At 74.0% G+C, this 14,068-nt stretch carries 11 protein-coding genes; 4 read left to right on the plus strand and 7 right to left on the minus strand.

Features of this window, described 5'->3' with window-relative positions:
• Nucleotides 1–50: 50 nt before the first annotated feature.
• Entirely contained in the window at nt 51–1,016 is a 966-nt protein-coding gene (locus ACFW6A_RS22335; RefSeq protein ID WP_386642250.1) for an ROK family protein, read from the minus strand.
• 404 nt (nt 1,017–1,420) lie between these two features.
• On the opposite strand from ACFW6A_RS22335, the gene ACFW6A_RS22340 reads away from it, so the two are divergent.
• Complete coding sequence (locus ACFW6A_RS22340; protein WP_351846434.1) at nt 1,421–2,065, plus strand: CBS domain-containing protein; 645 nt, start codon at nt 1,421–1,423, stop codon at nt 2,063–2,065.
• Between the two features lie 50 nt (nt 2,066–2,115).
• Nucleotides 2,116–2,802 (plus strand): response regulator transcription factor, encoded by a 687-nt coding sequence (locus ACFW6A_RS22345; protein WP_351846433.1) that lies wholly within the window; start codon nt 2,116–2,118, stop codon nt 2,800–2,802.
• On the opposite strand, the gene ACFW6A_RS22350 is transcribed toward ACFW6A_RS22345, so the two are convergent.
• Genes ACFW6A_RS22350 through ACFW6A_RS22365 form a run of 4 tightly spaced genes read right to left on the minus strand, consistent with a single transcriptional unit; the run spans nt 2,799 to nt 8,980 of the window.
• Nucleotides 2,799–4,544: a GAF domain-containing protein gene (locus ACFW6A_RS22350; RefSeq protein ID WP_351846430.1), complete on the minus strand. Its 1,746-nt coding sequence runs from the start codon at nt 4,542–4,544 to the stop codon at nt 2,799–2,801. The two genes, ACFW6A_RS22345 and ACFW6A_RS22350, sit on opposite strands and share 4 nt — an antisense overlap.
• Before the next feature lie 48 nt (nt 4,545–4,592).
• Complete coding sequence (locus tag ACFW6A_RS22355; protein WP_386484464.1) at nt 4,593–7,211, minus strand: cation-translocating P-type ATPase; 2,619 nt, start codon at nt 7,209–7,211, stop codon at nt 4,593–4,595.
• 9 nt (nt 7,212–7,220) lie between these two features.
• Nucleotides 7,221–8,081 (minus strand): universal stress protein, encoded by an 861-nt coding sequence (locus ACFW6A_RS22360; protein ID WP_386642254.1) that lies wholly within the window; start codon nt 8,079–8,081, stop codon nt 7,221–7,223.
• Nucleotides 8,078–8,980, minus strand: a complete 903-nt coding sequence (locus ACFW6A_RS22365) for a universal stress protein (protein WP_386642257.1) — start codon at nt 8,978–8,980, stop codon at nt 8,078–8,080. The genes ACFW6A_RS22360 and ACFW6A_RS22365 overlap by 4 nt, the downstream gene beginning before the upstream one ends.
• A gap of 242 nt (nt 8,981–9,222) precedes the next feature.
• Here ACFW6A_RS22365 and ACFW6A_RS22370 point away from each other — a divergent pair, with 242 nt between their 5' ends.
• Nucleotides 9,223–9,846, plus strand: coding sequence for a CBS domain-containing protein (locus tag ACFW6A_RS22370; RefSeq protein ID WP_386642260.1), 624 nt, complete (start codon nt 9,223–9,225; stop codon nt 9,844–9,846).
• Between the two features lie 28 nt (nt 9,847–9,874).
• On the plus strand, nt 9,875–10,867 hold the full coding sequence (locus tag ACFW6A_RS22375) for an Acg family FMN-binding oxidoreductase (protein WP_351846417.1): 993 nt from the start codon (nt 9,875–9,877) through the stop codon (nt 10,865–10,867).
• Between the two features lie 16 nt (nt 10,868–10,883).
• Here ACFW6A_RS22375 and ACFW6A_RS22380 read toward each other — a convergent pair whose 3' ends face one another.
• Nucleotides 10,884–13,283 (minus strand): glycoside hydrolase family 65 protein, encoded by a 2,400-nt coding sequence (locus tag ACFW6A_RS22380; protein WP_386642263.1) that lies wholly within the window; start codon nt 13,281–13,283, stop codon nt 10,884–10,886.
• Nucleotides 13,280–14,053 (minus strand): HAD family hydrolase, encoded by a 774-nt coding sequence (locus ACFW6A_RS22385; protein ID WP_386642267.1) that lies wholly within the window; start codon nt 14,051–14,053, stop codon nt 13,280–13,282. Before ACFW6A_RS22385 ends, ACFW6A_RS22380 begins: the two co-directional genes overlap by 4 nt.
• Nucleotides 14,054–14,068: the final 15 nt, after the last annotated feature.

The following is a 14,068-nucleotide window of genomic DNA, read 5'->3' on the forward strand; positions in this document are numbered from 1 at the left end:
CTCTTCCGCCGGACATGGCGGTCCCGCTCATGTCCGGCGGAAGCCGGGCGTCAGGTGGCCGTCAGGCCGGTCGCGCCAGCACGGGACAGCCCAGCGGCCGCGACGCCGGCAGCGGCCGCGCCGATCAGTCCGGCGTCGAGGGCCAGCGCGGCGGGCACGACCGGGACGTCACGGGTGAAATCGAGGACGGCGCAGGACTTCAGGTGGTGGCGCAGCGGCCCGAACAGCACCTCGCCGGCCTGGGAGACGCCGCCGCCCACGACGACCAGGTCGAGCTCGACGAGCGCGGCCGTCGCCGCGATGCCGGCGGCCAGGGCGCGGCCGGCCCGGTCGAAGGCGGCGAGCGCCCTCAAGTCGCCCGCGCGGGCCGAGGCCGCGACCTCGCGGGCGGTGGCGGGAAGGCCCGCCGGGGGCGTCCAGCCCGCTTCCAGGGCGTGGGCCGCGATCGCCGTGCCGCTGGCGTAGCGCTCGACGCACCCGCGGGCGCCGCACGGGCACACCGGGCCGTTCTGGTCCACGGTGATGTGCCCGATGTGGCCGGCGTTCCCCGTCGTCCCCGCGTGGACGGAGCCCCCCAGGACCAGGCCGCCGCCGACCCCGGTCGAGACGACCATGCACAGGGCGTTCGCCGCGCCCTTGGCTGCACCGATCCAGTGCTCCGCCGCCGCCATCGCAACGGCGTCGCCGACCAGCACCGGCTCAACACCGCGGGGGACGGCGGGATGGCTCCGCACCCGCCCCACCAGGGGGAAGGAACGCCAGGCCGGAATGTTCACCGGACTCACCGTGCCCGCGAAGGTGTCCACGGGCCCGGCGCTCCCGATCCCCAGGCAGGACAGCGACGCCCACTCGGGCCGGGCGGCCAGCTCGTCCACCACCGAGGTCACCGCGGCCATCAGCGCCTCGGCGGACCCGCGCGCGGGCGTCGGCCGCTGCGCCCTCACCACCACGCGCCCCTCGGCGTCGACCAGCGCCCCGGCGATCTTCGTACCGCCGATGTCCAGCGCTCCGTACATCGTCCGCCCCACCTCTCCAGAACCGTCAGAACTGCGAGCCACTACTCTGCCTAGTGATGACAACGTTGTCTAGAGAAGGACGGATCCGGTTAAGTCACATGTCGGCGGCGGGGCTCAGGACAGACTCTCGCCACCTCCGATCTTCCTGGGCTCCGGATACCTGCGCTGGCCGCACACCCAGAGGCGAAGGGCCGACGTTCCGCAGCCGATGAACCCGGGCCGCACCGGCAGGCCGGGGATCCTTCCGGCACTGCGCGGGGGACGCAGGACCGGCCTCCGCCGACGTGCGTCCCCAACGGCCCGGGACGGCCTACTGGAGGGGAGAACCAGTAGGGGACCGTTCGGCCCTCCCTTCCCGTCCAGGTCCGCGCGAACCTGGGAAGGGGCATCGTCGAGGAGGAATCATGGACTCCGCAGGCCCTGCGCCTCTCATCGTCAGCGACGTGATGACCCACACCGCCGTGGCGATCGGCCGTGACGCTCCCTACAAGGAGATCGTGGCTCTGATGGACGAATGGAAGGTGAGCGCCCTGCCCGTCCTGGAGGGAGAGGGGCGGGTGGTGGGGGTGGTCTCGGAGGCGGACCTGCTGCCGAAGGAGGCGTTCCGGGGCGCGGATCCGCTGTCGGGGGAGGCGGAGGAGGAAGCGAAGGCCGGGGCCGTGCGGGCGGGGGACCTCATGTCGAGTCCGGCGGTGACGGTTCACGCCGACGCCTCCCTGGCCGAGGCGGCGCGGATCATGGCCCGCCGGAAGGTGAAGCGGCTGCCGGTGGTGAACGGCATAGGGATGCTGGAGGGAGTGGTCAGCCGGAGCGACCTGCTCAAGGTGTTCCTGCGGGAGGACGGCGAGATGGCGTCGGAGATCCGGCGGTCGGTTCTCGACGGGCCGGCGCTCACCGGCCTGGACGTGACCGTGACGAAGGGGGTCGCCACGCTGAGTGGCGTCCTCTCCGACCGCTCCCTGGTGCCGCTGCTGGCGCGCGCCGTCCGTGCCGTGGAGGGGGTCGTCGACGTCCGGATGGAGCTGGGTGCCCATGAAGGCGCTTCGTGACGGACAATCCTTAGGGAGCGGGTGAACATCCACCGAGCACAGGGGTCGCCATGACCGAGCTTCCGGTAGCGGAGGGACCCACGCGGGTCTTCCTCGTGGACGATCACGAGGTCGTCCGCCGAGGGCTGCGGGACCTGATCGACGACGAGCCCGACATGCGGGTCGTCGGGGAGGCGTCCACGGCCGACCAGGCCCTGGCCCGGGGGCCCGCGCTGCGCCCGGACGTGGCCGTCCTCGACGTACGGCTCCCCGACGGCGACGGGATCGCCGTGTGCCGGGAGCTGCGGTCGCGGATGCCGGAGCTGGCGTGCCTGATGCTGACCTCGTTCGACGACGAGGACGCCCTGCTCGACGCGATCATGGCCGGGGCGTCGGGGTACGTCCTCAAGCAGATCAAGGGGTCGGACCTCGTGTCGGCGGTACGCACCGTGGCGACGGGGCAGTCGATGCTCGACCCGGCCACCACGGCTCGCCTGATGCGTTCGCTGCGGGATCCGGAAGCGGCGCAGCCGCCCGAGGACGAGCGGCTCGCGGCACTGTCCGAGCGTGAGCGGTCCGTGCTGGAGCTGATCGGGGAGGGGCTCACCAACCGGCAGATCGCCAAGCGGCTCTACCTGTCGGAGAAGACGGTGAAGAACCACATCTCGCGGCTGCTCGGCAAGCTGGGTGTGGAGCGGCGGGTGCAGGCGGCCGTGATCGCCGCGCAGGCCCACGAGCGCGGGGCGGAGAGCGGTTAGTCCTCTTGTCCGTCGTCCGGAGGGAGGGGGATGCGCCAGGTGAGGCGGGTTCCTCCGCCGGGTCCCGGCGGGGAGTGGACGGTGAGGGAGCCGCCGAGGCGCTCGGCCCGTTCCGCGAGGTTGCGGAGCCCCCTGTCGGCCCGGTCCGGTGTCAGACCGATGCCGTCGTCGCCCACCGTCACCTCCAGGGTCCCGTCGTCGGCGACGACGGCGACCTCTGTCCTGTGGGCCTGGGCGTGACGGGCGACGTTGGTGAGGGCTTCGCCGATCACCGCGACCACGTCGTCGGCGATGTCGGCGGGCACGTCCGTGTCCAGGAGCCCCTCCATGCGGAGCGCGGGAGCGAAACCGAGCGTGGACGCGGCCGAATCGACCGCGGTGACGACACGGCTTCTGAGTTTCGGGGCGGTGCCTGGGGCGTCGTGTTCCCTGAGCCCGAAGATGGTCGAACGGATGATCTTGATGGTGGCGTCGAGGTCGTCGATCGACCTGGTCAGCCGGTCCACCGCCTCCGGATGCTCGATGAAGCGCCGGGCGCTCTGGAGGGTGATGCCGGTGGCGAAGAGGCGCTGGATCGCCAGGTCGTGCAGGTCGCGGGCGATGCGGTCGCGCTCCTCCAGAAGGGTGACCTGTTCGGCGTCGCGGCGGCGGTCGGCCAGTTCGAGGGCGAGGGCCGCCTGGCCCGCGAAGCCGGGGAGGGCCGCGGTCTCCGCTCCCGTGAACTGCGTGCGCCCGCTGTGCCGGGCGAGGATCAGGACGCCGCTGAGGCGTTCCTTGGTGCCGACCGTGACCGCGACCGCCGGGCCGAAGCCCCGCCAGCGTTCGGGCTGGACCGTGACGCGCGCGTCGCTGGAGACGTCCCCCAGGGTGATCAGCCCGTCGGTCGCGGCGAGGGCCGCGGCCGCCAGGGTGCCCTCGCTGCTGGACAGGACGACCCCTCGGTGGGTGTCGGCGCCGTCGCCGCGGGCCAGCGAGCCACGGAGTTCGCCCCCGGGGCCGACGAGGTAGAAGACGCCCATGTCGGCGTCGGCGATGTCCACGGCCTGCTCCAGCATTCCGTCGAGGACCTCGGTCTCCCCCGTGCCGGACAGCAGGGCACGGGTGAAGTCGGAACTCGCGGCGAGCCAGCGCTGCCGGCGCCTGCCCTCCTCGTAGAGCCGGGCGTTCTCGATGGCGATGCCGGCGGCGACGGCGAGGGTCGTCACGACCGACTCGTCCTCCGCGTCGAAGTCCGCTCCCCCGCGCTTCTCGGTGAGGTAGAGGTTGCCGAAGACCTCGTCGCGGACCCGGACGGGTACGCCCAGGAAGGAGTGCATGGGCGGGTGATGGGCCGGGAAACCGTACGAGGCGGGGTGCTCGGACAGCTCGGTCAGGCGCAGGGGCTCGGGGTTCCGGATGAGTTCGCCGAGGATGCCGTGTCCGGACGGGAGGGCGCCGATCCGTTCGCGCAGGTCGTCGTCGATGCCGATGGGGAGGAACTCGGAGAGCCGCCGGTCCTCGCCGATGACGCCCAGCGCACCGTACTCGGCGTCGACCAGGGACACCGCGGCCTCCACGATGCCCCTCAGCACCGAGGGCAGGTCGAGTTCCCGGCCCACCGACATGACCGCTTCCAAAAGGCCGTCGAGGCGGTCCCTGGTGCCGCGCGCCTCGTCGATGCGCGCCTGGAGCTCGTCCAGCAGCTCGTCGAGGCGCAGGCGCGGCAGCCTGGTGTTCGCCGGTCCGGCGCCTTCCCGGCCCATCGCCACCTCCGGTCCGTCCGGGGCACACCGCGTCCCCGGCGCCCGCTCTCACGGTAGTCCGGATGGCCTGTCCGTTCCTGTCGGAGCCGCCTGCCGGAACGCGGTGCGGACGGCCCGCGCCGCGAGGAATCCGGTCGGCGCGCACGCCGCCGCCAGAGCGAGTCCCGCTCCTCCGAGGGGGTCCGTGTCGAGGGCGGTACGGAGGAAGGGCGCGTACAGCGCCGCCAGGGCCAGGAGCGCGGAGGCGATGACCGAGAGGGGGAGGAACAGGTTCTCCCGGACGAACAGCCGGGCTCGCAGTCCGAGGACCACTCCGAGCTGGGCGGCGAGCAGGGCGAGGAAGAGGACGCTCTGCCACTCGAGGCCCCACGTCCGCGCGACCAGCCCCGCGCCGAGGGACGCCGCCGTGACGACGGCAGCGAGGACCAGTAGCCTCTGCCAGGCGCCACCGCCGAGGATGTGCTGGTCAGGAGGGCGCGGCGGTCGTCGCATCGTCCCGGGCGCCGCCGGTTCGGCGCCCATGGCGACCCCGGTGAGGCCGTGGGTGAGGAGGTTGATCCAGAGGATCTGCCCCGCTCGCAGCGGCAGGGGCAGCCCGAGGAGGGGGCCGGCGAGCATCACGAGGATCTCCGCGGCCCCGCCCGCCATCCCGTAGACGAGGAAGCGGCGGATGTTGTCGTAGACGCGCCGGCCCTCCTCGACGGCCGACACGACCGTCGTGAGTTCGTCGTCCGTCAGGACGAGGTCGGCGGCCTGGCGCGCGACCTCGGTGCCGCGGGCGCCCATGGCCACGCCGATGTCGGCCCGGCGCAGGGCGGGACCGTCGTTGACGCCGTCGCCGGTCATGGCCGTCACCGCGCCCCTCGCCCGCCAGGCGGCGACGATGTCGAGCTTCTGCTGGGGGTCGGTGCGGGCGAAGACGCGGACGGACGTGAGGTCGGGGACCCGGTCGGCCGCGACGTCCTCCCCGGTCACGACGTGGAGCGTGGGGCCGCCGGTCCCCTCGGTGAGACCGACGCCGTCCGCGACGGCGCGGGCCGTCGCCGGGTGGTCGCCCGTGATGAGCACGGGGGTGATGCCGGCCGCGCGGCAGGAGGCGAGCGTCCGGGCCGCGTGGGGCTTCGGCGGGTCGCTCAGCGCCACGAGGCCGAGGAGCTTCAGCCCCGACTCGGCCGCGGCGACCGGCTCCGGCACGCCGCCGCGCACGCCCGACGCCACGGCGAGCACCCGGTATCCCTCCCCCGCGAGGTCGGCGGCCGCCTTCCCGGCTCGTGCGACGGTGTGCGGCTCCGCGCTCAGCACCTCCGGGGTGAGGACCGCTTCGGGCGCTCCCTTGAGACAGACGAGGACCCGCCCAGGGGCCACCTCGTGCAGGGTGGTCATGCGCTTGCGGAGGCTGTCGAAGGGGGCTTCGCCGATCCGGGGGAGGTCTGCTCTCGTTTCCGGCTCCGGGGGGCACCCCGCCTTGGCCGCCGCCGCCAGGAGAGCCGCTTCCATAGGGTCGCCCACGGCGGTCCAGCGGCTTCGGGGATCCGTGGCGTCGGGCGGGCGCAGCGTGGCGTCGTTGCAGAGGACGGCCGCCCTCAGCAGCTCCCGCACCGGCGCGAGCTCGTTCGGGGCGGCGGGTCTCCCGGCGACCAGGGCCTCCCCCGCCGGTTCGTAGCCGACGCCCGTGAGCTCGACGCACATCCCGGGCGTCCAGACCCGCTGGACGGCCATGCGCCCCTCCGTGAGGGTGCCGGTCTTGTCGGTGGCGAGGACGGACACCGAGCCGAGGGTCTCCACGGCCGGCAGTCGTCTCACCAGCGCGTGGCGGGCGGCCATGCGGCGGGCGCCGAGGGCGAGGGCGAGGGTGACGACGGCGGGGAGCGACTCGGGTACGGCGGCCACGGCCAGGCTGATGGCGGTGACCGCCATGGTGCCGGGCGGCAGGCCGCGTACGAGGCCGAGGGCGAAGACCAGCACGCACAGGGCGAGCGTCACCGCGGCGAGGATCCTGCCGAGGGCGGCGAGGCGGCGTTGCAGGGGTGTCGCCTCGTGCTGGTCGTCGAGCAGGGCGGCGATGCGGCCGAGGGCGCTCCTCGGGCCCGTCGCGGTGACGGTGGCCACGCCCCGGCCGCGTACGACGACGGTTCCCGCGCTCAGGGCGTCCTCCACGTCCTTGTCCACCGGCACGGATTCCCCGGTGAGCATGGACTCGTCCAGGAGCAGAGCGGACGCCTCGACGAGCAGGGCGTCCGCAGCGACGATGTCGCCCTCGCCGAGGACCAGGACGTCGCCGACGACGACCTCCGCGGCCGCCACGTCGCGGACCGTTCCGTCCCGCCGCACGCGCGCGTGCGGGGCGCTGAGCGCCGACAGGGCGGCGACGGCGTCGTCCGCCCGGACCTCCTGGACCACGCCGACCGTGGTGTTCACGAGGACGACCAGGCCGATGACGATCGCGTCCGGGTGGTCCCCGATCGCCAGGGTCAGCGCGACGGCGCCCAGGAGCACCATGATCAGCGGATCCCGGAGCTGGGCGAGGACCCGGCTGTACAGCCGTACGGACCGGCGGGCGGCCACCTCGTTGGGCCCGTCGGCGGCGAGCCGTCGGGCCGCCTCCGCCGGGGTGAGTCCTGTCGCCGGGGAGGTCGGGACCGCTTCGGCTCCGGCCGGCGTCGTCATGGCGCGCGCTCACCCCGAGGGGACGGTGATCACGGGGCAGTGGGCCCGGTGCAGGAGGCCGTGGACGACGGAGCCGACGCGCATGCCGGTGTAGCCGCCGCGGCCACGGCGGCCGACGACGACGGCCAGGGCGTGCTCGGCGGCGCCGGCGAGCAGTTCGACGGGCGAGCCGATGAGCACCTCGTGGGTGAGGCGGACGTCGGGGTGCTTCTCGGCCCAGCCGGCGGTGGTCTCCGAGAGGAGCCTGCGTTCGGCGTGGAAGAGGGTGTCCCCGGTGTGGAGGGTGAAGACGGGGGGCTGCCAGACCGCGACGGCGCGCAGGGCGCAGTGTCTGAGGTCGGCCTCCTCGAAGGCGAAGGCGAGGGCCGCCCGGGACGATTCGCTGCCGTCGACGCCGACGACGAGGTGGGGCGGGTCCTGGGTGATGTGCTCGGCGTCGCCGACCACGACGACCGGGCAGCGGGCCTGGGCGGTGACCGGGACGACGAGGGAGCCGGCGCTGAGGAACTCCTCGGTGCGGCTCAGGTGCCGGGAGCCGAGGACGGTCATGGAGGCGCGCTGTGCCATGCCCGCCATCACGGCCGCCGGGAAGCCGTCGACGAGCGCGGAGCCGACGTGCACGTCCGGCTGTCTGGCCCTGACCCGGTCGGCCGCGGCGCGCAGGGCGTCCCTGCCGCGCTGGGTCCCTGCCTGGTGGCGGGGCGTGTCGTCGACGTGCTGGGTGTCGTGCGGGGGCGGTACGGCGACGACCAGGCGGAGGGCGAGCCCTCGCCGGTGGGCCTCGTCGGCGGCCCAGGCCAGGGCGAGGCCCCCTTCGCGCACGGGGTCGACGCCGACGACGATCTCGCGGTGTTCCGGGGTGGTGCTCATGAGGTGCTCCCGTGTCCGGGTCCGTGCCGGGGGACGAGTTCCACCGGGCAGTGGGCGTGTTGCAGCAGGGCGAGCGTGGTCCGGCCCAGGGTCGGCCCCAGGTATCCGGGACCACGGCGTCCGCCGACGACCAGGACGGCGGCGTCCCGGCTCGCCTCGACGAGGGCTCCGGGCACGCCGGGGCTCTTCACGCCCTCGGTCTCGATCTTCAGACCGGGGAACTCCTCACGCAGGAGTCCGGTGGTCCGGAACTGCACGCGCACGTGGTCGGCGGCCCGGGGGCAGGGGCGGTCGCGCGGTGCCGTCCGCTCGCTCCGTGCCCAGGCCGTCCGCCACACGTGCAGAAGTCGGAGCGGCTGCCGTCGCAGCAGGGCCTCGTGTGCGGCCGCTCGCGCACAGCCGAGGTCGTGGTCGTCCCGTATCCCCGCCAGGACGACGCCCGGGTGCTCTGTCCCGGCGTGTCCCCGGACGACGACCACCGGTGTGATCGCGGTCGCCGCGGTCCGCAGGCCGACCGAGCCGAGGAGCAGCGAGGCGAACCCGCCGCGGCCCCGGTGGCCGACGACGACCGTGCCGCTCAGGGCGGCGGCGTGCCGCAGCGCCTCGGAGGGCGGCCGGTCGCTCAGCTCCTTGACGACGGTCACCCCCGGGTGGTGCGCGGAGACGGTCTCGGCCGTACGGTCGAGGACCTCGCGCCCGGTCCTGCGGCTCTCGTCGATCTGTTCCTGGAAGAGGTACCGGACGAGGGCGTCCGTGTCCGTCGCGTGGACGAGGAAGAGGACCGATCCCCGCAGAAACGCTTCTCCAGCGGCCCACAGGGCAGCGGACATCGCCTCTTCGGATCCGTCGACACCGGCGACGACACTTCCGGAGTGCCGGAGTCGCGGGGCTGCGGCCATGACTCCTCCTTGCCGGGTGCGTGAGGACTGCCCTTCGACCCTCGCACCCCGCACCGGAGCACCGGAGGGCCGCTGGGGGCAGAGGTGGGGCCAAAGGTCCCACGCGACGGCGACGCGGCACCGGCAGGGGCCCGGTCGGGCCCGTAGGTGGACCGTTCGGCCCCTCGCCGACGCGTGGTGGCGCGGTGGACGGTGGTGGCGTGAAGACCCGCCTGCCGTCTGTTCGAACGGGAGGGACCGCGATGAAGCGCCTCAAGGTCGGCGGCGTGATGACCGACGACGTCGTCTCCGCCGTCCCCGACACGTCGTTCCGGGACGTGGCGAAGCTCCTCGCCGAGCACGACATCAGCGGGCTGCCCGTCGTGGACGCCGACGACCACGTCGTCGGCGTGGTCTCCGAGAGCGACCTCCTGGCCCGCAGGGCCCTGACCGCACGGGACGTGATGAGCGCTCCGGCCGTCACGGTGCACGCCGAGGAGGCGGCGGCGGACGCCGCCCGCCTCATGGTGCGCCGCGGGGTCGAACGCCTTCCCGTGGTCGACGAGGAGGAGCGGCTGGTGGGCATCGTCACCCGCCGCGACCTGCTCCGCGTCTTCCTCCGCCCGGACCCCGAGATCAGGCGGCGCGTCCGCGAGGAGGTTCTCGCGGACGCCCTGGACCTGCCGGCCGACGCGGTCGACGTGCACGTCCTGGACGGCGTGGTGACCCTCGACGGACGGGTCCGGCTGCGGAGCGAGGCCGTGGTGCTCCAGCGTCTCGCCGAACGCGTGGAAGGCGTGGTCGCCGTCGTGGACCGGCTGTCCGCACGTGACGACGAACCCCGCGTCGAGGGCCCGCCCACACGGTCGGCCTACGACTTCTCGTGATGACCGCCCCGCACAGACAGGACGTACCGTGTCCCCCACCGCCCTTCTCCCTCGTCCCCTCGTCACCTCGCTGGTGGAGGAAGCCGTCCTGGCGCCGTCGATGCACAACGCCCAGCCATGGCGGTTCGTGCACCGGGAGGCGTCCGGTGTTCTCGAGCTCCACGGCGACCCGGCCCGCGGCATGCCCCGCCAGGACCCCGTCCACCGGGCCCTTCACATCGGCTGCGGCGCCGCCCTGTTCGGTCTGCGGGTGGCCGCCGAGCACCGGACCCTTCGTCCCGCCGTCCGTCTGCTGCCCGCAGCCGAGGATCCCTGGCACCTCGCCGACGTGCGGTTCGAGGGCCCTGCGGAGACCGCCGGCGACCTGGGCGTGCTCCATCCCGCCCTGGCGCGACGGCACACCAGCCGCTTCCCGTTCGCCGAGGAGCCGATCCCTGTCGAACTGCTCGACGGCCTCTGCGCCGCCGCCCGGCTGGAGGGCTGTCGCCTGATCGTCCCCGGCGACTGGCACACCGACGCCGTCATGGACCTCGTCCACGCCTCCGAGCTGTTCGAGGCCGCCGACGACGCCGTACGCGCCGAGATCGCGGCCTGGACGCGTACAGGAGCGGACGACGAAGGGACCGACGCCGACGGCGTCCCCGCCTACGCCTTCGGACCCCGGCAATACGACGTGACCGCGCCCGTCCGGGATTTCGGCGCGCCCGGCCGCACGCCCTCCCGTCCGTCGGCCCGCTTCGAGAGGACACCGCAGATCGCCCTGCTCGGAACAGTCGCGGACACACCGCGGTCGTGGCTGATGGCCGGCCAGGCCCTGCAACGCGTCCTGCTCCAGGCCACGCTCGACGGGCTCGCCACCTCCCTCATGTCGCAACCCCTGGAATGGCCTGAACTCCGCTTCGACGCCCGGGACCCCCTCTCGAACGTCGGTTACGTCCACATGATCGTCCGCCTGGGCTACGGACCGTCCGGCCGGGCGACGCCCCGACGGGCGGTCGCGGACGTCCTCTCCTTCGCCTGACACGACGCGGACCGGCTCACAGCCTGAACCAGCGCTCCTCCCCGGGAAGGACGGTGAACCTCCGCTCTCCCGGCAGGACGAGGGAGAAGGGGCCTCCCGGGCCGGCGGGGACGCGTATCCCCAGGCGGGCGGGGAGGATGCGCAGGCGGACGCCCCGATGGCCCCCGCAGGCCAGCGTGAAGGCGAAACGGGGCAGCTCACGGAGGGCTACGGGATCCACGCGCAGCCCCTCCGGACCGGCCTCCAGGCCGGTGATGCCGCGCTCGACCAGGTCGATCGTGCCGGCCATCGCGCCGAGGTGGATGCCCTCCCCCGTGGTGCCGCCCTGGACGTCCGCCACGTCGGAGAGCAGGGCCTCCTCGCAGTACCTCCACGCTTCGGCGCCCTTCAGACGGGCGAGCACCCAGCCGTGGACGAGGCTGCTGAGGGTCGAGCCGTGGCTGGTGCGGCGCAGGTAGTAGTCCACCGTGGCCCGCCAGGTCTCGTCGTCCAGCCGGTGCCCGAGCCGCGCGAACAGCGTCGCCAGCTCGTCGGACCGGAAGAGGTATCCGAGCATGAGGGCGTCGGCCTGCTTCGACGCCTGGTAGCGGTTGACGGTGTCGCCCTCCGCCTCCAGGATCCGGTCCAGGCGGCGGATGTCGCCGTAGCGGGCGCGGTACGCCTCCCAGTCGAGCTCCGCCAGCTCCCCGAAACCCTCGAACTGGCTGATCACGCCCCGGTGGAAGGGCACGTGCAGACGGCGGGACACGTCGTCCCAGCGGGCGAGGTCCTCGTCGTCCAGAGCGAGGAGGCCGCACAGTTCCTCCCGCCGGGCGGGGGGCAGTTCGCCCAGCAGGTCGAGGCCGCGGGCGAGCACCCAGGCGGCCGTGACGTTCGTGTAGGCGTTGTCGTCGACGCCCGGAACCTCCGCGCCGGGATAGGCGTCGTGGTACTCGTCCGGACCGACCACGCCGCGGATGCGGTAACGCTCCAGCGCGGGATCGAGGACGGCGGAGGTCGCCCAGAACCGGGCGACCTCCAGCAGGATCTCGGCGCCCTCGCCGTGCAGGAAGCCGCGGTCGCCGGTGGCCCGTGCGTACTTCCAGACGTTGTACGCGACGGCCGACCCGACGTGCCGCTGGAGCCGTGAGCGGTCGGGCAGCCAGCGGCCCGACCGCGGATTGAGGTGCAGCTCCTGGGTCTCCTCGTTTCCCGAACCACCGCTCTGCCAGGGGTACATGGCTCCGCGCAGGCCCGCGCGCCGGGCCGCCGCGCGGGCGGCCGGGAGGCGTCGGTGGCGGTACATCAGCAGCCCTCTGGCCACCTCGGGGAAGTGGAGGCCGAGGTAGGGCAGGACGAAGAGCTCGTCCCAGAAGACGTGGCCCCGGTACGCCTCGCCGTGCAGGCCCCGGGCCGGAACGCCCACGTCGAGGTCGGCGGTGTGCGGGGAGAGGGTCTGCAGCAGGTGGAACAGGTGCAGGCGCAGGATGCGGCCCGCTTCTCCGGGCACGTACAGCTCGCCCTCTTCCCAGAGCCGCCGCCAGGCCGCTTCGTGCGCGGCCCTCAGGGCGGGGAAGTCCGGGGCACGGGCGGCGGCCTCCACGGCCACGGTGAGTGGATCGCCCGGCGGACGGTCCGACGAGGTGCGCAGGGCCAGCGTCTTGGCGCACCACGCCGGCCGTCCCCTGGCGATCGGCAGGCGGTACGCCTGCGCGGTGCCGGTGGAGGTGGAGGTGGTCCGGGCGGGTCGTTCGGGACTCGTGTCCGTGCGGACGGCCAGGGCGACCAGGCGGCCCGGGTCGTCCGTGCGGCAGGACAGCCCGGCGACCCCGCCGGGCGCGAAGACCGTGCGGTGGCCGGACAGGTGCCGGCTCTCCAGGTGGTGGTAGCGCTCGACGCCGGTGTTGGCGACGTCGCCGTCGAGCAGGGACTCGACCTCGATCTCGCCGCTCCAGCCGTAGGCGTGGAAGGTGGTGCGCTGGACGGCGAGCCCGGGGTCTCCCATGTGGACGATTCGGGTGTGCCCCACGCGCAGTCCGCGTCCGTGGGCGTCCCGGAAGAGGAGGTCGCGGTGGAGGAGCCCGCGCCGCAGGTCGAGCCGGACGGCATGGTGGCGCAGCTCGCCGGAGTCGGGTGAGAGCCACGGGCCGGCCGCTTCGCCCTCCGGCAGGCAGCGGTACCGCAGCAGCGTCCAGTTCGGGAGGTTGACGAGGTCCTCGTTCTCCACCGTGCGGCCGTCGACCGGCGAGGAGCGCCGGTCGTAGCAGCCCGCGAGGTAGGTGCCCGGATAGTGCACGGGGCCGGCGGCGCACTCGGGCGCGGAGCCCCGGGTGGCGAACCGGCCGTTCCCGAGGGTGCAGAGGGCCTCCACCAGCCGCTCCCGCTCCGGCGCGTACCCGTCGTACTCCCAGGTCCAGCCGCTCCTTCCCGAGCTCACGGCCACGCTCCCCACACCGCCTCCACGCACTCCATGAGATCGGTGACGACGAGGTGGGCGCCGTGTTCGCGCAGCGCGCCGGTGGTGTGCCGGTCCGGGGTGCGGTCGACACCGACGACGAGACCGAAGTGTCCGCGGCGGCCGGCCAGGACGCCGGCGAGGGCGTCCTCGACGACCGCGCAGTCCGGGGGCCGCACACCGAGGACATGCGCCGCGTGCAGGAAGAGCGCCGGGTCCGGCTTGCCCGCGAGCCCCAGCCCGGCCGCGTCCTCACCGTCCACGACGGTGGTGAGGAGCCGGTCCGTCCCGGCGGACGCGAGCAGCGCGCGGGCGTGGCGGGAGGCGGAGACCGCCGCGGCGGGCACGCCGAGGGACCTCAAGGCCGCAAGGGCCCGCGAGGCGTCCTGGAAGGCGGTGACGGGCCGGGCGCGCAGGGCGTCGCGGAAGGCTTGCTCCTTGCGCGCGGCCACGGCCCGGACCGTGTCGCAGCCGGGCAGGTCGTCCGGTGCCCCGGCCGGGAGGCGGATTCCCCGGGCCGCCAGGAAGGAGGCGGCTCCCTCGTACCTGGACCGGCCGTCGACGTACCGGCGGTAGTCGGCGTCCGCGTCGAACGGTTCCCCGTTTCCCGCCCCGTCCGCCCACTCGGGAAGGCAGCCGTCGAAGGCGGTCTTCCAGGCGGCGGCGTGGACGGCGGCGGAGTCGATGAGCACGCCGTCGGTGTCGAGGACGACGGCGCGCGGGGGCGCGGGACGGACCCCGTGGCTTTTCATGCGGCTCCCCGGTCG

It is taken from the genome of Streptomyces sp. NPDC058758 (assembly GCF_042746075.1).
In the GTDB taxonomy this organism is placed as follows: domain Bacteria; phylum Actinomycetota; class Actinomycetes; order Streptomycetales; family Streptomycetaceae; genus Streptomyces.

Excerpts from the sequence above, each read along its gene's own strand:
- ACFW6A_RS22385 (WP_386642267.1), bottom strand. The coding sequence starts at position 14,053 with ATGAAAAGCCACGGGGTCCGTCCCGCGCCCCCGCGCGCCGTCGTCCTC.
- ACFW6A_RS22360 (WP_386642254.1), bottom strand. The coding sequence starts at position 8,081 with ATGAGCACCACCCCGGAACACCGCGAGATCGTCGTCGGCGTCGACCCC.
- ACFW6A_RS22335 (WP_386642250.1), bottom strand. The coding sequence starts at position 1,016 with ATGTACGGAGCGCTGGACATCGGCGGTACGAAGATCGCCGGGGCGCTG.
- ACFW6A_RS22370 (WP_386642260.1), top strand. The coding sequence starts at position 9,223 with ATGAAGCGCCTCAAGGTCGGCGGCGTGATGACCGACGACGTCGTCTCC.
- ACFW6A_RS22350 (WP_351846430.1), bottom strand. The coding sequence starts at position 4,544 with ATGGGCCGGGAAGGCGCCGGACCGGCGAACACCAGGCTGCCGCGCCTG.
- ACFW6A_RS22345 (WP_351846433.1), top strand. The coding sequence starts at position 2,116 with ATGACCGAGCTTCCGGTAGCGGAGGGACCCACGCGGGTCTTCCTCGTG.
- ACFW6A_RS22340 (WP_351846434.1), top strand. The coding sequence starts at position 1,421 with ATGGACTCCGCAGGCCCTGCGCCTCTCATCGTCAGCGACGTGATGACC.
- ACFW6A_RS22365 (WP_386642257.1), bottom strand. The coding sequence starts at position 8,980 with ATGGCCGCAGCCCCGCGACTCCGGCACTCCGGAAGTGTCGTCGCCGGT.
- ACFW6A_RS22355 (WP_386484464.1), bottom strand. The coding sequence starts at position 7,211 with ATGACGACGCCGGCCGGAGCCGAAGCGGTCCCGACCTCCCCGGCGACA.